Origin of the sequence: Bacillus sp. MUM 116, from assembly GCF_001866655.1 — a bacterium.
In the GTDB taxonomy this organism is placed as follows: domain Bacteria; phylum Bacillota; class Bacilli; order Bacillales; family Cytobacillaceae; genus Neobacillus.
Window position 1 is genome coordinate 1 of record NZ_MLYR01000004.1, and the last position, 21,074, is coordinate 21,074.

Consider the following 21,074-nt stretch of genomic DNA (forward strand, 5'->3'; position numbering starts at 1 on the left):
AAGCAACAAAGTTTACGAAAAGAGCCTTTATTAAAAACAAATGGCCAGGTGTAATCCACTAATGTGCAAAAACAGGTTCGCTCTCTTACTACGTTCTAGAAGCGTTTGGGATTTTAGGCTTCACGGTAGGTATCAAGTGTCCCCGAGGACAAAGTGCCTTTATGCAGTACGGCAGCACGTTTTGGCAGCCGGGCAACAGCTTCGGCAGAACAGCTTGCTGGAACAAGTACTCCTGTCGCATCGTCTCCGACTTTTGGCCATATTTGTTTACCTGACTCATCTAAAGGTGTAATTCCGCCCGTTGCAAGAGAGAGTGCTCGAGAAAGATTGTATTCGCTCTTCCAGCCATACAGTTGTGCAGCAAGATGTGCCTTCTGCAGTATATCACCGATCCCGAACGGATCCCAGTGGTCGGTAATACTGTCATTGCCAAGCAGGACATTGACCTTCCGCTTTTGAAGCAGCGGGATTGGAATAACATCCTTTCCGATTGGAACAGAAGATGCAATGGAGATTCCTAGTGATGCTAGGCGATCAGCCATTTCAACATCTGCACCTGGTGCGAGCGATGCAAGAGAGAAAGCGTGACTGATGGTCACTTTTCCATGCAGACCAGCATCCTCTGTCAAATCTGCTAGTCTTCGTATAGCCTTTAATCCCGTTTCTCCACCTTCATGTAGATGGATATCAATCCCTGCCTTGTAGTCTGCTGCGATTTGAACCATTGTGTGTAATGATTTTTCCATATCGCCGTCAACTAAGGTTGGATCTAGTCCGCCAACGTGCGTAACTCCGAGCTTCATCGCATCGCGTATCAATCCTTCTACATTTGAGCGAAGCAAGCCATGTTGTGGGAAAGCAACAATTTCATGGGAAATTTTATCTGAGTAGTTTGCTAAGGCGAGTTTTAATTTTTCGAGATTTTTAAGGCCTACGACCGAGTCAATATTACAGTGGCTTCTGACATATGTAGAGCCGAAGCTTAGAATTAGTTCAATTAATTTCTCTGCATGTTCCTGTGCGGTTGGGAGCAATTTTGGCAGTAAAGTCTGTTCCAAAGCAATCATGTCAAAAATTCCATTTTTTCTTGTTGCTGCTGCTTTCCATGGACCGCCATAATAGGTTTTATCCAAATGAATATGCATATCTTTAAAAGAAGGAAGCAGCAGCATCCCTTTTGCATCATAGCAAACCATATCTTTTTCAAAAGGGGAATTGATATCTAGTATTTTCGTAATCCTGCCTTTATCGATACGGATGTTGCGGAATACAGATTCAGTTGCGGTCACTTCACCGTTTTCATATTTATAGCCGCTTTCCAATTGAACATTCAAAAGCATGTAGGAGCTATTTTTATCTGGCACTTTTATTTTCTGAATATGGGCATCAATATTTAAATTATTATTTTCTTGTATCATCCAATAAAATCTCCTTTTGGAAATATAAATTTAAACTGAAATGAGCTGCTAGCAAGTGATTAGAAATTTTTTCGCTCTAGTAAATTTTAACAAATTTAATTTTAAAAGAAATGTTGGTATAAGTCATTGGTTGCTTAAACTAAAATTCAGTGATCGTATATGTGCATGTTATACAAAGATTTTTATATGAAATTGAGTTTAAGAAATCAAACTAAAAAGTTAAGAATTTGGTAATGTTTTTTATATGGGGAGTTAAGTTCTGCCAGGTACAATCAAAGTACGTCGACGAAATCATAAATTAAGAACACAAATGAAATAATATCTTATTGAACCGGTAAATAATATTATTGAATTAGGAGATGAAAAAATGATCAAGAAAGCAAAAATATTAACACCTTTACTCGGATTTTCAATAGCGCTAGCAGCGTACAGCACAAGTACGCAAGCCGATGCCGCGAGTGCACAAAAGACAGAAATAAAAACAGTACAAACAAAAGCAAATAAAGTCCATCATTCACATAATGAAAAGCAAATGACTAAAGGTCAGAAGATGGCCAACATTCTTAGCAGCACAAATTGGCAAGGTACAAGAGTATATGACAAAAATCATCATGACTTAACAAAAGAGAATGCAAACTTCATTGGTCTTGCGAAATATGATGCGAAATCAGGAAGATATGAATTTTTTGATGCTAAAACGGGTAAAAGTCGTGGCGATAAAGGGACTTTCTTTATCACCAATGATGGGAAGAAGAGAATTTTAATTTCAGAATCAATGAATTATCAAGCTGTTGTCGACATGACAAAACTAAATAAAAATGTTTTTACTTATAAAAGAATGGGCAAAGATGCGAATGGCAAAGATGTAGAGGTATTCGTTGAGCATGTTCCATATAAAGGAAAAGGCCTTTCTTTTACTGATCCGGACAAGCAGTTGACCACTACTACGGGTAAAATTGTTAAAGCCATTGATGGAGATAAAATTTTAGGCAGCACCCTTTGGCACGGAACAAAGGTTTTAGATGAAAACGGCAATGATGTAACAAAATATAATTCAAATTTTATAAGTCTGGCAAAATTTGATGATAAGACGAATAAATATGAGTTTTTCAATGCTGAAACAGGCCAAAGCCGAGGTGATTATGGCTACTTCGATGTTGTACACGGAAATAAAATAAGAGCCCATGTTTCCATTGGAGCTAATAAGTATGGTGCCGCTCTTGAACTTACAGAGCTTAATAAAAATAAATTTACGTATAAAAGAACTGGTAAAGACAAAAACGGCAAAGACATAACTGTATTCGTTGAACATGAACCTTATAAAGGTGATTTTAAACCAAAATTTAGTTTTTAAAAACAGCTTACAGATAGTCGGGAAATAAATGAATTAAAAACAAGGTTGTCTACAAAAAGGTGGCAACCTTGTTTCCTTTACCTGAATTTTAAAGGCTGTTTTTTAAAAAGTTGTTGTTTTTAAAAAGGTTATGTGAGAAGTTGATTGGAGCGGAAGGTGCGAGACTCCTGCGGGAGCAGCGGGACAGGTGAGACCCCACAGGCGCTTAAGCGCCGAGGAGGCTCACCGCCCGCCCCGCGGAAAGCGAGCATCCTGGAGCGGAAATCAACCACTCTTCTATTAGGTAATTAGCATCAAGGTTTACGCAAACAGCCATTAAAAAAACTGTACCTCGGCAGGAGGCACTCTCATGTCCATTCGGTGGCGATTATTAATTTCACATACAACGATGCTAATCGTGACACTAGTACTTTTCATAATAAGCGCTTTGTTGATTCCAGTGGCAATTACAGGTGATATCCGTAGTATTAAAGATTTGTATACACGTCAATATGCGCTTAAGCCCCTAACAAAGCCAGAGGAAAATGTATTTCTGGATGTTAAATATTTAGCGAAAAAACAGCCAAATCAATTGTTAAATGAAACTATGCTTAAACAATTTGATCAAAAGTTAGATCCAGTATCCTCTGGATTAATCATCCGTAAAGGAGATAAAATTGTCCATTCTTCAAAAATTTTAAATTCTATAAAGGACGAAAAAAAGCTTCCTTCGTTTGAACCGGAAAATATTAAAGTACGAGACACAATCAGTATAGATCATCAATTTTTTTTATATGTAAAGTTCGATTTTTATTTTCCTGATCAGGAAAAAGGCAGTGTTATCATTATGAGGGAAGTGAGTCCTTTTGTTGAGCTATCAAGGAGCTTATTTCCATTAATATTCGGGCTATTATTTCTTTCATTAATTCTTGTAAATGGTCTATTAATTTATTTTGTATCCAAGAGTATTATTAAGCCGTTATTTTCTTTGAAAACTGCAGCAGAACAAATGGGTGAAGGGAATCTTAATGTTAAGATAGAGAATGACAGGCAGGATGAGATAGGTGAGCTTAGTCATGCATTTGACAAAATGAGAAGAAAACTAAAGGATTCCATTGAAGTCCAGCTTCAGTATGAGGAAAACAGGAAGGAATTAATTTCTAATATCTCTCATGATTTAAAAACTCCTATAACAGCTATTAGAGGCTATATAGAAGGAATACAGGATGGTGTAGCAGATTCACAAGGGAAAATGGAGAAATATCTCTCAACAATCAAACGAAAAGCGACAGATATGGATCAATTAATTGATGATTTATTTCTCTTTTCTAAATTAGATTTAAAGAAGCTGCCATTTTACTTCGAAGACATTGATATAATCCGTTTTATCATAAATTTTGTTGAAGAAGTAAGTTTTGATTTAGAGGAAAAGGATATTAAAATTTTTGTGGAAAATAGGACAGAAAACGAAGTAAGGGTCATTGCCGATCGTGATAAGTTAAGGAGAGTATTGTCAAATATAATTAATAACTCCATAAAACATATGAAAAAGGTAGAAAAACAAATAGAGATTTATATTCAAGGTAAGGCGGATTTTGTAGAAATTGAAGTCCGTGATAATGGTTCAGGAATTGAACAAGAGTCACTCCCTTATATTTTTGAACGTTTTTATCGCGTTGATACATCAAGAAATAAATCAACCGGCGGGAGCGGTCTTGGACTTGCAATAGCAAAACAGATTATTACAGAGCATGGCGGCGATATTTGGGTGGAAAGTCAATTAGGGCTCGGTACGAGTATCTTTTTTACGTTGAAGAAGACAATTTAGAGTGGTGAATACATTGAAAAAAATTTTAATCATTGAAGATGATCTTGATATTGGGGAATTACAACAAGATTACCTTGAGATTAATGGATATGATGTTGAATTACAAACCTCAGGTAAGGAAGGGTTAAAACGTGCATTAAATAAAGAGTATGATTTATTAATCATTGATATCATGCTTCCGGAGGTGGATGGCTTCGAAATTTGTAAACAAGTAAGAGCTGTAAAGAATATCCCCATCTTAATTGTCTCTGCCAAGAAGGAAGATATTGATAAAATAAGAGGCTTGGGACTTGGGGCCGATGATTATATTATTAAGCCGTTTAGTCCAAGTGAGCTAGTTGCCAGGGTAAAGGCCCATTTGGCACGCTATGAGCGTTTAATAGGAAATATGGATACAACCAAAAAGGAAATAAGAATCCGAGGGCTTGTCATTGACGAATTGGCTCGAAAGGTTTATGTGAATGACAAGAAGATATCTTTAACTGCAAAAGAATTTGATTTGTTACTTTTCTTAGCCCAGCACCCAAATCGGGTCTTTAGCAAAGAGGATCTATTCGAAAGCATTTGGGGAATGGATTCATCAGGGGATATTACCACCATTACGGTGCATATAAGAAAAATCCGCGGTAAAATTGAAAAAGACCCATCTAACCCTCAATTTATTGAAACAGTTTGGGGTGCGGGCTATATGATATCGGTTTAAATTAGTAGTAACCTCTGGTAGATATACTTTAATAGTAAATCACTTTCTTTTATCCCTGCATATTTATTGGGAAGAAGAAAGTGATTTATTTTCTCTTTCACGAAATTCTGTTGGAGATATTCCTACTATTCTGCGAAATAACGTACTAAAATAGTGCTGGCTGCTGAATCCGGATTTTTCAGCAATATCCGATATTGTCGAATTTATGTTCGTTATTAAAAATTGTTTGGCTGTTTGAATCCGATATTGGATTAGATATTCTGAAAATGAGACCCCGACTTCTTCATGAAATTTCCGGCTCAAGTATGTTGGATTAACATGCACCATATTCGCAACAGTTAACAAGGAGATTTTTTCATGGAATTTTTCATGAATCATCTTTAGTGAACGATCTATGAGACTGGAATATACCTTTACTGGCTGTTTGTCTTTATATTTTGCTAGGACACTTAATAATTCACTTTCAATTATAGGCTTAGTTAAATAATCCACTACTCCGATTCGAATGGATTGTTGTGCATAGTTGAAATTCTGACAGGCTGTCACCATAATGATGTCTACTTCCTGATTGATTTTCCGCAATTCTTCTCCAAATTCCAGCCCCGATTTTCCCGGAAGGTTTATATCTAAAAAAGCCAATTGGATAGAAAAATTTCGATTAATCTCATGTGCCTGGTTCGCATCGGCAGCTTTGTAAATCTTCCATTTGGGACATTCTGATTGAAGCATATATTCCATTTGTTCCAATTCTAATGGCTCGTCATCAACAATTAAAACATTCATTTCCTATTAGCCCCCTCGTTATTTCATTAAATTTTAATCAAAATCAATATTTGAAGTAAATACAACGAGAGGATCTAGTAAAAATAATTTAAAAAATAGTATGAATTCTGAAAATATGAAAGAGCCCTTTTTTTTATAATTTAAATATGTGTTGTACTCGTTCATAAGCAATTCTTGAACAAGTCTTTAGAGGAAAAGGAGGCGGAAATATATGATCGACTTACTGCTTTTACATGGAACCGTGATCACCATGGACAAAGACAGACGAATTCTTCAAGATGGTGCAGTCGCAATCAATAAGGGAAGAATTTTAGCTGTAGATACGACAGAACGACTAATAGGAAAATTTGAAGCGAAAAAAGTGTTGGATTGCAGCCACCAATGTATTTTACCAGGATTAATTGATGTTCATGGTCATGGCGGCCATTCGATGTTTAAGACGATTGCAATGGAGAATATTGACTTTTGGATGCCAATTATGACAAATACGTATAAACATTTTGTAACAGATGATTTTTGGTATTACGAAGGAAAGCTTTCGGCTCTAGAACGTTTAAAAGCTGGAATCACAACAGGTGTATCCGTTTTAGGTTCGATGCCGAGGTCGGATGATCCGATTTTTGCCATCAATCATGCGAAGGCTTATGCTGAAGTCGGTGTTAGAGAGGTGGTTTGTACTGGTCCTTGCAATCCCCCTTGGCCGCATTTATTCAGCCGCTGGATTGATGGGAAAAGAGTAACAAAAGAAGTAACCTACGAGGAAGTAATTAAGGGGGCTGAAGCAGTCATCGAGGCATTGAATCATGCCAATCATGACAAAACAAGAGCCTTTATTACACCATTTGTAATCGTTACGTCTGTAGATCCTTCCAGTCCAACTTCACCGCCCCGGCTTTATGGATTAACGGATCATGACCGCTATCAAGCGAAAAAAATTAGAGAGATTGCGAGAAAATATAATACAAGAATTCACTCTGATGCCTTTGGCGGAATGATTCATTTAGCCATTCAAGATAAGGAAAACGCGCTTTTAGGTCCCGATGTTCACCTCCAGCATTGCCGTGGAATTTCTTTTGATGAGGCAAAAATTTTAGCTGAAACAGGCACAAATGTGAGTGCCTCACCCGGATTTACACAGGTACATGCACGTACACCAGTAATAGAATTACTTGAACTAGGAGCGACAGTTGCGATTTCTACTGATGGAACTTCACCATCCACAAGCTTCGATCTTTTTCAAGCTATGAGGAAAACTCAGTTTATTCATCAAGCCGCATTAAGAGACGAATATTATTTACCGCCTGGAAAACTATTAGAAATGGTCACAATCGATGCCGCGAAATGCATAGGCTGGGATGACGAATTAGGGTCGCTGGAAGTTGGGAAAAAAGCAGATGTCATTACCGTCAACTTAAATCAGCCCCACTTGACTCCTGAATTTATGCATGTACATCGACTTGTCTATCAAGCTGTAGCAAATGATGTAGAACATACAATCGTTGATGGAAATCTAATCATGGAAGGGCGAACCGTTCTAACCGTTGATGAAGGGGCGAGTTTAAATGAGGCCAATGAAGAGGCGCGTTCCACAATCAAGCGTGCGGGTCTTGAGAAATATATGCAGCCAACAAAATATTTTTGGGGACATACACGTGCTTATGTAGATGAAAAGAGATATAACGAGGAGGATTATGATTTTACTATCCAGAAAGGAGAAATTGAATGAAAACCAAACTAAAAGGAAAATTTGTAATAGGCTTTGATGGATATGATCATGTCCTGCTTAAAAATGCTGAGGTTGTTTATGAAGACGATACCATCATCTATGTTGGGAAAAACTTTGCTGGAGAAGTAGATGAAATCATCGACGCAGGTAATGCAGTGATTAGTCCTGGATTTATCGATTTAAATGCACTTGGGGATATTGATCACGATATCTTACACTTAGAAGCAAGGACGAATAGACAGAAAAACCTGCTTTGGTCGGAGCGATATATCGAAAAGGGTCATCATGAAGTAATGACAGAAGAAGAAGAAGCCTTTAAATCCTTATATGCTTATTCACAGCTCATTCTACATGGAATTACGACAGCCATGCCTATTACATCTGTTTTTTATAAAAAATGGGCTGAAACGTATCAAGAAATCGCGGCTGCTGCAGGGCATGCGGGAAACCTGGGACTCAGATTATATATCGGGCCTAGTTATCAATCCGGGATTAGAGTGGTTCAGCCTGATGGAACGATAAAGCTTTACTGGGATGAAGAAGCTGGGAGAGCGGGTTTACAAAGAGCGGTGCAATTTGTCGAAGAATTTGATGGTGCTTATAATGGCTTGGTAAGAGGGATGCTTGCACCGGAACGCATTGAGTGCCAAACTGCAGAAAGCTTGAAGCAGACAAAATATTATAGTGAAAAATTGGGAGTTCCCATAAAGTTGCACGCTGCTCAAGGAAGTTTTGAATACCATACCATTGTAAAAGAACATGGGGTAACGCCTATTCAATATTTGCATGACCTTGGTTTCTTAGGTTCACAAACGGGTATCCCGCATGCCCACTTTATAGCCGGTTATAGTGAAGCAATGGCTGGCCAGGGGGACGATTTGCGTTTATTAAAAGAAACGAATACAACCGTGATTCACTGTCCTTTAATTATTGGCAGGCATGGTTCGGCGCTTGAAACCTTTGCAAAATATAAACGGGCTGGAATCAATTTGGCACTTGGAACAGATACGTTTCCACCTGATATGTTTCAAAATATAAGAACCGGCAGCATGCTTTCACGAATACAGGAAAGGGACGTGGAGGATTCCTCCTACGCAGATTTCTTTCGTTCTGCCACGCTTGGTGCTGCTAAGTTTCTTGGAAGGGAAGATCTTGGCCGCATTGCTGTTGGTGCAAAAGCGGATATTATTGCCATCGATTTAGATGGATTTCATATGGGAGTTTTAGATGACCCGATTCGCACCATGTTTGTTAGCGGGACAGGAAGGGATGTTAAATTATCAATTATCAATGGCCGGGTTGTCATGAAGGACCAAAAGATTCCGGGCATTGATTTAAATGAAATCAAAGACAAGGGACAAATTTATTTTGACAAAATGAGAAAAGGATATTTAGAAAGAGATTATCAACAGCTGTCCGAAACCGAGTTGTTCCCAGCTTCCTTTAATATAGTAGAATCTATCTGATTAAAAAAGTAGTAAAGATATTGCAAATTTAAGTAAAGATATTTGAAATAAAACTGTCAGAATATTTTTTATAATTAGACAAACGCCAACAAAAAAAAAATAGGGGGCTATGTCTAATGAAAGTAAGACAGGTGTTAGGAAAATATTTTCTCGTTTTGTTGATGGCCATTATGATTACTGGCTGTTCAACAAATAAGGATGTAAGCACGAAAGGAAATGAAACGAGTAAAGCCTCAACCGAAGGTAAAACATTAGTCATTGCGCGTTTATCAGACGCAGAAAATTTAGACGAACAGTTTATGTCAACGATCAATGCTGCTAGTGTTACTCATGGTAAAATTTATGAGGGGCTGGTAGCGAGAGATCAAAATTCGGAAATTCAGCCATTACTTGCAGAAAAGTGGAAACAGCTGAATGACACTACTTGGGAATTTTACCTTAGAAAAGGCGTTAAATTCCATGATGGAACACCATTCAATTCCGAGGCTGTAAAAGCAACATTTGATCGATTACTAGACCCAAAGGTTGCTTCTCCCAGAGCGGGTACATTAAAAATGGTAAAAGAAGTGAGAGTTATAGATGACTATACCGTTCAATTCATTTTAAAAGAACCATTTTCACCATTACTTTCTATTTTGGCCAATCATGAAGGCGACATTATCAGTCCGAAAGCGATTGATAAATATGGAAAAAAAATTATTCAAGAACCAGATGGAACCGGCCCTTTTGCTTTTAAATCATGGACTCCTGGACAAGAAATTGTGTTAGTTAAAAACGAGAATTACTGGGGAACAAAACCAAAGATTGATAAAGTCGTATTTAAGGTAGTTCCGGAAGAAACCACAAGAATCTCCATGCTTGAAACAGGGGAAGCGCAAATTGCTGAACCGCTTTCAGTAGAGATGATTGACACGGTAGAAGGTTCACAAGCATCCGAAGTATACCGCAGTGAAGGATATGGAACTGAGTTTATTGGTTTTAATGTTAAGAAGAAACCATTTACGGATGTTCGAGTCCGAAAGGCAATTGCCCATGCAATTGAAATGGATTCCATTATAAAGGGAGTCTATAACAATGTAGGAAAGAAAGCGAATTCACTCATGGGACCAAAGGTGTTGGGGTACAGCCCAGATTTAAAAGCATATGATTACAACCTTAATGAAGCGAAGAAATTACTTGCTGAAGCCGGTTATCCAAATGGGTTTGAGACAACCTTACTGACAATGGATGACAAACAAAGAATAAATCTTGCGGAAGTAGTTCAATCGCAGCTAAAAGGTATTGGAATTACAGTAAAGGTTCAGGTAATGGAGTATGGTACATTTGTTCAGCAAATAGATAAGGGGAATTCGGAAATGTTTATTTCAAGCTGGAGAAATGCAACCGGCGATGCAGACTATAATCAATATAATCTATTGCATTCGGCATCCCAGGGGCCCGCTGGTAATTCATTCTTCTATAGTAATAAACAAGTTGATAACCTAATTGACGCAGCCCGCAAAGAAAAGGATGAGCAAAAACGAATCGAACTATACAAAGAGGTTCAAGAATTGGAAATGAAAGATGCTCCGTATATTCCAGTAAGAGTCATCGAAAATTTGGCCGCAGTAGCAAAAAATGTCTCAGGTTTTTCAATTAGTCCTTCTGGCTATTTAGAAATCAATGATGTATCAATAAAATAGGAAAAGGATAAAAGGGATATTCCAATAGGTATTCCCTTTTGTCTTTGTCATAACGAACAAAGGAGAATGGGTATGAACAGCAGTTATTGGTTAATGAATGCACGATTAGAAGTTGGCTTTAAAAAAGAGAGTGGAAGAGTAGTTGGTACAGAAACTCAAACTTACAATTTATTAATTACTGATGGAAAAATCACTGAAGTTGTTAAGGCTGGGGAACCAATTTCAAATCATTTACCAACGAAGGATGCAAAGGGGTTGTTGCTGCTTCCTTCGTTTATTGAAAAGCATGTTCATCTAGATAAAACCTACATGGGTGAAAATTGGAGAGCTTGCATCCCGGCAAAAGGTGTGATTGAACGCTGTGAAATCGAAAAGGAGATTCTTGCATCGATTCCATCTAGTACAAGGGAACGTGCAGAAGCCTTACTTGAGGTATTGCTGGCTTCAGGTTCTACACATGTTAGAACTCACGTAGATATTTATCCTGAAGTGGGGATTCAAAACTTAGAAGGAGTTCAATTAGCATTAGAATCGTATTCTAATAAACTAAGTTCTGAAATTGTTGCATTTGCCCAACATGGCTTGCTCCGTCCAGGTACAATTCAGCTAATTAGAGACGCAGTACGAAATGGAGCAGGGATTGTTGGATCAGTGGATCCAGCAACGGTGGATAACAATATTGAAGAATCATTAGTTCAGTTAATGGACATCGCAGTGGAGGGAAATGCAGATATCGATCTCCACTTGCATGATCCCGGTCACTTAGGAACTTTTACGATGAAACGTCTTGCCTATTTAACAAAGCAAGCAGGCTGGGAAGGAAGAGTGGCCATCAGCCATGCTTTTGGACTTGGGGATGTATCGACAGGGGAAGCATATGAAGTAGCAGAAATATTAAAGGAATCCGGTATTTCAATTGTAACAAGTGTGCCAATCGGCAGGGCCATTCCGCCAGTTAAATTGTTAACTGAATGGGGAGTGGAAGTAGCGGTAGGAAACGACAATATTTATGATTCATGGTGGCCAACCGGAAACGGGGATGTTCTTGAAAGAGCTGGACGCCTTTTGGAGTATTTCAGATGGACAGATGAGGTATCTCTATCTCAGGCGTTGAAATATATAACCGGAGGTATAACTCCACTAAACAAAGAGGGTAACCAGGTTTGGCCAAAAGCAGGAGATGCGGCCAATATGGTTCTACTCGATGCCAGCTGTTCAGCGGAAGCGATAGCAAGACGATCCAAAAGAACTGCTGTATTTTATAATGGAAATCTTGTTTCCGGTTCATTAAACGAATAAACTCGCTCCATATAATTATAAATTTGTTTTATGAAAAAGGATCTCTGGGGGCCCAGATTTCCTTTTTCATTTATTAAAAGTAAGGATTGGTAAATTTTTCAGCAGAATCCTAGAAAATGTGGGCCTGAAAATTAAAAGAGAGTACTGAAATATCAGCACTCTCTTTTAACATCTATGAAGAATGTTTCATTTTATGAAAAAGTAATGTAGAGATAAAATGGATAAAACAAATACAGCATGGGACAAAAAAACTAATCCATATTGTTTGAAAATTACCAGCGGATGGCATGAATAGAAAGCCTGCGATTATACCAACCAATCCTGCAAGTGGAATGGTTGCAGGCAGTGTTTTTTTGCTTAGAATAATATAAAGCATCGGGATAATGAGTGATGCGTAAATATTACCAAAGAAAAATAATAATTCAATTGGTTTTGGCGGCAGGATACTAACAATTATTAACAAAATAAGACAAACTGCACCAGAAAAAGCATAGGTCCATTTCCATTTTTCATTTTCGGTTTGCTCACGGAAATACCCGATAACATTTCGAACGATCAATACGGTAACGGAATGCAAACCTGAACTTAAAGCGGACAAAATTACACAAAAACAAAATAGGATAAACAATACAATTAATAGGTTTGATTGAATTTTATTAACTAACTCCATTAAAATGGTATAAATATTATTGAAGCCCCTTCCAAAAATGACGATGACAATCAGGGTTGAAACTGAGAGTGGAATCGTTGCCCACAATAATCCTGTAAGAGTGAAGGTTATTTGGATTTTTTCTTTTTGAATGATAAATAACCTCTGCCATGTAGCACAATCGAGTAAAGCTTGACCTATCCCAATAATGATTGCTGCAAGAAAAAACCAAATAGCATCATAATTTTTAAAATATAACAAATAGGGATGATATAGCTTAATCCCATCGTAGACAGGGTAGACACCTTCTTGAATGAAAAAATAGACGGGAATAACAATTACAGTTGCGAAAACAAGGGTAATCGTCACACCGGAAAGCCGATGGAGCCATTGCATTCCGCCTACACCGCTAAATAAAAAACAAATGAATAAAAAGATAAGGAGCCCGATGAAAATTGGAAAGGGAAAGAGAAGATGCAAAAGGATCCCTGCCCCCAGTGCCTGGATAAAAATTGAATAGAGGCTTGTTGTTAATAACAATGTCATCATGATCCAAAAGCCGGTTGGAGATAGTTTCGATTGTAATACATCGCCAATCGTTTGATATTCACTGTAATTGGCACAGATTTTTTGCGCAATAAATCCGAAAAAAATAAGTGCAAAAGCACCCATTAATGAATAACCGATTACTCCGGAAAGCCCGTATTTCATCAATGATTCTGGTGAAGATAAAATCGTATTCCCTGTTACCCATCTAGCTAGCAGACTTACAATCCCATAGCCAACACCAAGTTTGACTGTACCTGCAATATATATATGATATTTTTCTTTATTCAATCCTTAAATCTCCTTTAAACGATAATCACGTGGTGATTTTCCCGTCATTTTACGAAACATTTGGCTAAAATAATGCTGACTATTAAATCCGCATTTCTCTGATATTCCACTAATGCTCATATCAGGACATTCAATTAACAGTTTTTGTGCTGCTTTTAAACGAACTTCATTTAAATATTCAGAAAATCCCATTCCGACCTCTTCCTGAAATTTACGGCTTAAATAAGCAGGATTTATGTGGATTTTTGAAGCTAAATAATTTAAAGTGAGTTTTTCATTGTATTCAAGTTGAATAATTTGTACGGCCTGGTAAATAGGATCGGAATAGCTCCCAATTCGCTCATATTTTATAAGAACTTTATAAAGTTCATCCTCAATAACCGGTTTTGTAATATAATCAACGACACCCAGTCTAATGGATGTTCGGGCATATTCGAAATCTTGGAAAGCTGTTACGATGATGATATCCATTGTATAAGTTTTGGATAATTCTTCTGCTAACTCCAATCCATTTTTCCCTGGCAGGTGAATATCCAGAAATGCAAGGGTTATATTATTTGAATGCATGATTTGGATGGCTTGAGATGCATCCTGTGCCTTGAATAGATTCCATGATGGAAATCTATTACTAATTAAATAATCCAATTGCTCTAATTCCAATGGTTCATCATCTACAAGTAAGACATTCATGGGGGTTCCTCCGTTTTCTTACATTTCCTTCAGGGACTTAAATGGGAATAAGGCAGTAACGGTTGTACCGTCACCAGTATTTGATAACTGAATTGCAGTATGTTCGTTAGGAAATAACAAATTTAGCCTTTTTTCAATATTACCTATTCCTAATCCACCTTCATTTTTCTGAAATTGTTGAGCTAGATTAGTGGAGTTGTTCCATACTGACACGAGAACATTCTGATCCTTTTGAACAATATCGATTTTTAAAATAGCTTCTCCGGGAATTTTTTCAAATGAGTGTTTAAATGCATTTTCCACAAAGGTTTGAATCATAAAAGGAATCATTACTGCTTGTTTTACATTAGGTTCAATGGAAATATGAAATTTTAATCTGTCTCTGAAACGAACTTTTTGAATTTCTAAATAATATCCTGTATAAATTAATTCCTCTTCGATTGTGATGGTGGATTCATTTTTTTGGTATTTATATTTTAGCAATTTTGAAAGAGTTTCAATTGAATTGATTAATTCAGTCTTTCGATCAAGTCTTGCTAAACTTAAAATGGAATTCAATGTATTAAAAAAGAAATGCGGTTGTATTTCTTGATTTAATTGATTATAGAGAGCAGTTTGCAACTCTCGTTCAAGAGCAATTTCTCTTGTTTGTTTTTGTAGAAGATCAATTCGTTTTTCAAAAATAATTAAAAAGAGTAATGTGAAGGCACCTAATAATGGTGCTAATATACACAACATAATATAGATGGAGAAAGCATCTAAGGTAAGCATTTACAACATTCTCCTTTAGACAATACAAAAAGAGAGCAGGAACTCTCTTTTTTAATTTTAATATTATTTTATAAAATTAAAACCTTCTTGCAAATAGGACGAGTATGATTAATGTTGGAAATCCTCCGCGAAGTGACAGCTGACATAATGGTTTTTTCCCAGTTCCCTAAGGGCTGGTTCCTCTGTTTTACATTTACTTGTAGCAAACGGACAGCGTGTATGAAAGCGGCACCCTATTGGAGGGTTAATAGGTGACGGAACATCTCCCTTAAGCAAAATCCTTTCCTTTTTTATCTCCGGATTTGGGACAGGAATCGCTGATAATAATGCATTTGTATAAGGGTGCAGCGGTGAATCGAATAAATCTTTTTTCTCCGCAATTTCTACGACTTTTCCTAAATACATAACCATTACCCGGTCCGAAATATGTCTTACCACACTTAAATCGTGTGAAATGAACAAAAAGGTTAAATGGAATTCCTTTTGCAATTTTTTTAACAAATTTAGAATTTGCGCTTGGATGGAAACGTCTAGAGCAGAAACCGCTTCATCACATATGATTAATTTAGGATTTACCGCAAGGGCTCTTGCAATACCAATCCGCTGGCGCTGTCCGCCGCTGAATTCATGCGGATAACGATCAAGTGCTTCAGGAGGCAGTCCCACATAATTAAGCAATTCAAGTATCCGTTCCATTCTTTTTCCTTTGGGAACTACTTGTTGAATCGCCATTGCCTCATTCAATATTTGCTTGATTGTTTGGCGCGGGTTAAGTGATGCGAACGGATCTTGGAAAATAACCTGCAGATCTCCGCGTAATTTTCGCATTTGGCTTTTATTTAACTCCAGGACGTTACGGTCTTCAAAGTAAACTTTTCCCTCTGTTGGTTCATCCAACCGAAGGATCGCCCTGCCCGTAGTTGATTTGCCGCACCCAGACTCGCCGACAATACTTAAAGTTTCCCCTTCATATAAATGAAAGGAGACATCATCAACGGCCTTTACATAGGATTTTGGTTTGAACATGGAGTCTGTTTTAACCGGAAAATATTGTTTTAAATGCTCCACTTGTAAAAGAAGTTTTTTGTCCGCAGTTGCCGCCATTATTACACAACCTCCTCTTCTTGGGGATGTGCTGTCCATTGATCTGTAAATTTCCAGCATCGAACTTTCACATTGTCTTCCAGTTCAATCAAATCAGGAAGTTTTGTTTCACAAAGAGGTTGCCTGAATGGACAACGTGATGCAAAACGGCAGCCTTCTGGCATATTGTATGGACTTGGTACCGTACCCTCAATGGTCTGTAATTCATCCCGGTCTTCATGAATTTTAGGCAGGGAGTCCAATAATCCCTGTGTATATGGATGTTGTGGATTGGAAAAAATCTTTTCCGTTGGTGCATGTTCGACAATATTCCCTGCATACATTACGGCAACAGTATCACATGTTTCCGCGACAACACCCAAATCGTGTGTAATCATTATAACGCCCATACCGAGTTTTGTTTGTAGATCCTTAATTAGTTCTAAAATTTGCGCCTGAATGGTTACATCCAATGCAGTTGTCGGCTCGTCGGCGATTAAAACTTCAGGTGTACAGGCAAGCGCCATCGCGATCATTACCCGCTGACGCATTCCTCCGCTTAGTTGAAACGGCTCTTGTTTAGCACGTTTTTCGGGAGAGGGAATTCCAACCAATTTAAGCATCTCAACAGCCTTATTCCAGGCCTCTTTTTTCCCCATTTTTTGATGAAGCCTGACTGCTTCAGCTATTTGTTCCCCGACACTAATGACCGGATTAAGGGATGTCATTGGTTCCTGGAAAATCATCGAAATTTCGTTGCCGCGAATCTTACGCATTTCCGATTCTGAAATGCTTACTAAATCCTTTCCTTTAAAAAGTATAGAGCCACCGGCAATTTTTCCTGGAGGAGAGGGAATAAGCCTTAACAGTGAAAGTGAGGTCATACTTTTTCCGCAGCCAGATTCCCCGACTATTCCCAATGTCTCTCCTTTATGGAGGGTAAAATCAATCCCATTCACCGCTTTACTTATTCCCCGTTTTGTATGGAAATGAGTTTTAAGTCCTTTAACATCTAAAATAACTTCCTTTTTTCCTTTCAAGTCCGTTCACCACCTATTAATTTAGTTCAATCCGTTTATTAAAAAAGCGATAGAAAATATCGACGAATAAATTGACAGCCACAAAGATAAGAGAGGCAACAAGGACTCCGCCCTGAACCATTGGTAAATCTCTCATTCTGATGGCATCAACAAGCATTCTTCCAAGTCCGTTTATGGCAAAAATGGATTCTGTCAGGACTGTCCCTCCCAACAATGAACCAAATTCCAGACCTACAACGGTAATGACAGGAATGAGTGCATTTCTTAAGGCATGTTTATAAATAATGACTTTTTCCCGTAATCCTTTGGCACGAGCAGTCCGGACATAATCTTGACGGATTACTTCAAGCATACTCGATCTTGTCATCCTTGCTACGATAGCGGCCCCGCCTGCACCCAGTGTAATAGCAGGAAGGATAATATTTTGCCAGCTTTCCCAACCAGCAACAGGTAAGATTTGCAGTTTAACAGAAAAGAAGTACATCAACATCAATCCCATCCAGAAGCTTGGCAGGGAAATACCAAGTAATGCAACAACCATTACACTTATATCCGTCAGTGTATATTGTTTAATAGCAGAAATGATTCCAGCAATCATTCCCAAAATAATTGTAATGACGATACTGTAAAATGCGAGCTCCATTGTAATTGGCAGCCTAACCATAATTTCATCCAACACAGGGCGGCTGTTTTTTAATGAAACACCAAAATCCCCATGAAAAATATTGATAAGGTAATCGAAATATTGAATATATAATGGCTGATTTAAGCCTAATGATTCACGAATCCCCTCGATTGTTGCTTTGGAAGCTCCTTCCCCGGCAAGAAGCACGGCAGGGTCACCCGGGACTATATGCATAATAAAAAAGACAACAAGGGTTACACCAATCATGACCGGAATGGTCTGTAATAAACGACGGATAATAAACATTAGCATGGATTTTTTTCAGTCCCCTCTTAAAAGATTTTTATTTTTTCATCCGTGGATCAAATGCATCTCGTAATCCATCTCCAAAAATATTAAAGCCTAGTACGAGAATTGAGATGGCCAGTCCTGGGAAGAGAGCCATAAATGGTGCGGAAAAAATGAAATCCCGTCCGTTACTGAGCATGGTTCCCCATTCGGGAGAAGGCGGTTGTGCACCAAGTCCCAAGAAAGACAAACCTGCAGCTGATAGAATGGCAGTTGCGAGTCTTAAAGTCCCTTGTACGATAATCGGTGACAAAATATTCGGGAAAATATGTTTCGTGATGATCGTAAAATCATTGGCTCCTAAGGAACGAATGGCATCAATATACTCTAAGCGTTTGACTTCAAGTGTCGAACCACGAACAATTCTTGCAAAAAGGGGTATAGAGAAAACTCCAACTGCGATTGTAACGTTGATTAAACTAGGTCCTAGGGCACTAATAATAGCAAGAGCGAGTAAGATACCAGGGAATGCAAGCATAACATCCATGATTCGCATGATGATGGTATCCATCCACTTGCCAAAGTAGCCTGCAATAAGTCCAAGAATTATTCCAAAAAATGCACCGAAAAGAACAGCTGCAAAACCCACTCCCATCGATAAACGCGAGCCATAAATAATTCTGCTTAATATATCTCTTCCTTTATCATCCGTTCCCATCCAGTGATGGATGGAAGGAGATTGAAGCTTATGTGTTAAATCAACATTGTATGGATCAAATGGTGCAAGTAATGGAGCAAATAATGCAACCAAAATATAAAAGATAATAATAAAGGCTCCGACCATAGCTGCTTTATTATCCATTAATATGGAAAGAGACTCCTTCCATTTGGATGATTTTTGATAGGTAAGACTTTGTTTCAAGTTAACGGCTTGTCCAGTTTTCACTTCAACTGACATAAAATTCCCCCCTGAAATTTATTGTTTATATTAATAATGTGCTATACCGTTATATACCTCCTCTCATCGCCTTCTTTTTGTAAAAGAATTATTTTCAAATTATCAAAATTTAAAGGATTGTAAAATATTTTTTGAAGTTGTTGTCAAAATATTTAAAAAACATGTAAATATTCTGTAAATATTCTATTTATTATTTTTCTATAATTCAGTTAAGTAGCAGAGAAGGGCTGGTGGAACATCATATAATTAACATTCGAAATCTTACGAAAAAAGGGGAGAAAAAAATGGAGAAGAAAAAATCTATATTTAAAAGCGGTATGTTACTCGTTTTAATAGGATTAGTTCTATTATTTACACAGGCATGCTCAACAAAATCAAACACTGAAAATAAGGCCGGTAATAAGTCCGAAGCAGCAAAAGAAGGAGGGACTTTAACTATTGTTCGTCTTTCCGATGCGACAAAGTTGGATCCGCAGTTTATTACCGATATCCCGTCAAATGATATTATCTATCAAAAGGTTTATGAACCATTGGTAGTACCGGATAAAGATATGAAAATTCAGCCGTTACTTGCGGAATCTTGGAAAGTTGTAAATGATACAACTTGGGAGTTCAAGCTAAGAAAAGGGATCAGTTTCCATGATGGTGCACCATTTAATGCGGAAGCAGTAAAAGCAACTTTTAATCGAATGCTAGATCCAAAAGTTGGATCGCCTTCCCGTGCAAAATTTGAAATGATTAAAGAAGTAAAGATTGTCGATGATTATACCGTTCAGTTATTGCTTAAATATCCATATGCTCCATTATTGTCTATTCTTGCAAGTAGTGAAGGAAGTATTATCAGCCCGAAAGCAATAAAAGAAAATCCTAAAGAGCTGTCAGAACACCCGGTAGGTACGGGTCCATTTGTATTTGAAGCTTGGAAATCAGGTCAGGAAATTTCGTTAACGAAAAATGATAAATACTGGGGGAAAAAACCAAAGATTGACCGTGTAGTCTTTAAGGTTGTTCCTGAAGATTCCACACGTTTAGCGATGATTGAGACAGGAGAGGCGCAAATTAATGACCAGGTTCCTGTTACGGAGGTTGATCGAATCGAGTCGTCTAATACCATGGGTTTATACCGTACAGATGGACTTGCAGTTGAATATCTTGGGTTTAATATGAAGAAAAAACCGCTTGATGATGTTAAGGTTCGTAGGGCTATCAGCCATGCGATTGAGAGGGAAGCAATCATTAAAGGTGTTTACAACAATGTAGGAACACTTGCAAATTCAGCTATGAGTCCAAAAGTGTTTGGATACAGCAAAAATGTCAAGCCGTATGACTATGATATAAATGAAGCAAAAAAGTTATTGAAGGAAGCAGGCTATGAAAAAGGTCTGAAATTAACTTTAGTAACAAGTGATCGGAAAGAGCGTATTAATATGGCTGAGGTAATTCAATCCCAGTTAAAAGGAATTGGAATTGATGTGAAAATTCAGGTCATGGAATATGGTGCTTATATTGATGTCATTCAAAAAGGTACATTTGATATGTCGATCGGCGGATGGGGAAATGCGACTGGGGATGGAGACTATAACCAGTACAACCTATTCCATTCTTCGTCACAAGGTCCTGCAGGAAATACTTTTTATTATAGCAATCCGGAAGCTGATAAACTCATCGAAGCAGCTCGTCGTGAAATGAATGAGTCAAAGCGGAAGGCTCTTTACGAGAAAGTCATGAAATTAGAATTAGATGATGCAGTCTATGTACCAATCCGCAACTATGAACACACTGCTGCTTATAGTAAAAATATCAAAGGTTTCTGGATGAATCCTGCAAGCTATTTAATGATTAATGATGTAACGGTGAAGTAATCATCATCTGAGGCACTTACCATTTTGATAAGT

Annotated in this window: 16 protein-coding genes and 1 pseudogene; 8 read left to right on the plus strand and 9 right to left on the minus strand. The window is 37.8% G+C overall.

Features of this window, described 5'->3' with window-relative positions; genetic code table 11:
* Positions 1-113 precede the first annotated feature (113 nt).
* Positions 114-1,340, minus strand: coding sequence for an amidohydrolase (locus tag BIV60_RS01130; protein ID WP_256218263.1), 1,227 nt, complete (start codon positions 1,338-1,340; stop codon positions 114-116).
* A 607-nt stretch (positions 1,341-1,947) separates the two neighbouring features.
* On the opposite strand from BIV60_RS01130, the pseudogene BIV60_RS01135 reads away from it, so the two are divergent.
* The 3 genes and pseudogenes from BIV60_RS01135 to BIV60_RS01145 form a co-directional block, all read left to right on the plus strand.
* Positions 1,948-2,772: pseudogene (locus BIV60_RS01135) on the plus strand (DUF4822 domain-containing protein); the annotation flags it as partial.
* Positions 2,773-3,121: 349 nt separating this feature from the next.
* On the plus strand, positions 3,122-4,579 hold the full coding sequence (locus BIV60_RS01140; protein WP_071353911.1) for a sensor histidine kinase: 1,458 nt from the start codon (positions 3,122-3,124) through the stop codon (positions 4,577-4,579).
* A gap of 4 nt (positions 4,580-4,583) precedes the next feature.
* Complete coding sequence (locus BIV60_RS01145) at positions 4,584-5,282, plus strand: response regulator transcription factor (RefSeq protein ID WP_071353930.1); 699 nt, start codon at positions 4,584-4,586, stop codon at positions 5,280-5,282.
* 63 nt (positions 5,283-5,345) lie between these two features.
* Here BIV60_RS01145 and BIV60_RS01150 read toward each other — a convergent pair whose 3' ends face one another.
* The gene (locus BIV60_RS01150) at positions 5,346-6,065 is read right to left on the minus strand and encodes a response regulator transcription factor (protein ID WP_071353912.1); all 720 of its coding nucleotides are present in this window, start codon (positions 6,063-6,065) and stop codon (positions 5,346-5,348) included.
* 211 nt (positions 6,066-6,276) lie between these two features.
* Here BIV60_RS01150 and BIV60_RS01155 point away from each other — a divergent pair, with 211 nt between their 5' ends.
* The 4 genes from BIV60_RS01155 (at position 6,277) to BIV60_RS01170 (ending at position 12,238) form a co-directional block, all read left to right on the plus strand.
* Positions 6,277-7,791 carry an amidohydrolase family protein gene (locus BIV60_RS01155; protein WP_071353913.1) on the plus strand — a complete coding sequence of 505 codons (1,515 nt, stop codon included), beginning with the start codon at positions 6,277-6,279 and terminating at the stop codon, positions 7,789-7,791.
* Entirely contained in the window at positions 7,788-9,257 is a 1,470-nt protein-coding gene (locus BIV60_RS01160) for an amidohydrolase family protein (protein ID WP_071353914.1), read from the plus strand. Before BIV60_RS01155 ends, BIV60_RS01160 begins: the two co-directional genes overlap by 4 nt.
* 116 nt (positions 9,258-9,373) lie before the next feature.
* Complete coding sequence (locus tag BIV60_RS01165; RefSeq protein ID WP_071353915.1) at positions 9,374-10,939, plus strand: glutathione ABC transporter substrate-binding protein; 1,566 nt, start codon at positions 9,374-9,376, stop codon at positions 10,937-10,939.
* Between the two features lie 72 nt (positions 10,940-11,011).
* Complete coding sequence (locus BIV60_RS01170) at positions 11,012-12,238, plus strand: amidohydrolase (protein ID WP_071353916.1); 1,227 nt, start codon at positions 11,012-11,014, stop codon at positions 12,236-12,238.
* A gap of 172 nt (positions 12,239-12,410) precedes the next feature.
* On the opposite strand, the gene BIV60_RS01175 is transcribed toward BIV60_RS01170, so the two are convergent.
* The 7 genes from BIV60_RS01175 to BIV60_RS01205 form a co-directional block, all read right to left on the minus strand.
* Positions 12,411-13,724, minus strand: coding sequence for an SLC5/6 family protein (locus BIV60_RS01175; RefSeq protein WP_071353917.1), 1,314 nt, complete (start codon positions 13,722-13,724; stop codon positions 12,411-12,413).
* Between the two features lie 3 nt (positions 13,725-13,727).
* Positions 13,728-14,414 (minus strand): response regulator transcription factor, encoded by a 687-nt coding sequence (locus BIV60_RS01180; RefSeq protein ID WP_071353918.1) that lies wholly within the window; start codon positions 14,412-14,414, stop codon positions 13,728-13,730.
* Between the two features lie 18 nt (positions 14,415-14,432).
* Positions 14,433-15,185 carry a sensor histidine kinase gene (locus BIV60_RS01185; protein WP_071353919.1) on the minus strand — a complete coding sequence of 251 codons (753 nt, stop codon included), beginning with the start codon at positions 15,183-15,185 and terminating at the stop codon, positions 14,433-14,435.
* 108 nt (positions 15,186-15,293) lie between these two features.
* On the minus strand, positions 15,294-16,289 hold the full coding sequence (locus BIV60_RS01190) for an ABC transporter ATP-binding protein (protein WP_071353920.1): 996 nt from the start codon (positions 16,287-16,289) through the stop codon (positions 15,294-15,296).
* Positions 16,290-16,291: 2 nt separating this feature from the next.
* The gene (locus tag BIV60_RS01195) at positions 16,292-17,308 is read right to left on the minus strand and encodes an ABC transporter ATP-binding protein (protein ID WP_071353921.1); all 1,017 of its coding nucleotides are present in this window, start codon (positions 17,306-17,308) and stop codon (positions 16,292-16,294) included.
* Positions 17,309-17,324: 16 nt separating this feature from the next.
* On the minus strand, positions 17,325-18,245 hold the full coding sequence (gene nikB / locus BIV60_RS01200) for a nickel ABC transporter permease (RefSeq protein WP_071353922.1): 921 nt from the start codon (positions 18,243-18,245) through the stop codon (positions 17,325-17,327).
* 31 nt (positions 18,246-18,276) lie between these two features.
* On the minus strand, positions 18,277-19,179 hold the full coding sequence (locus BIV60_RS01205) for an ABC transporter permease (RefSeq protein ID WP_071353923.1): 903 nt from the start codon (positions 19,177-19,179) through the stop codon (positions 18,277-18,279).
* 284 nt (positions 19,180-19,463) lie between these two features.
* Here BIV60_RS01205 and BIV60_RS01210 point away from each other — a divergent pair, with 284 nt between their 5' ends.
* A complete protein-coding gene (locus BIV60_RS01210) occupies positions 19,464-21,041 on the plus strand; it encodes a glutathione ABC transporter substrate-binding protein (protein WP_071353924.1) in 1,578 nt (525 codons plus the stop codon).
* Positions 21,042-21,074 lie beyond the last annotated feature (33 nt).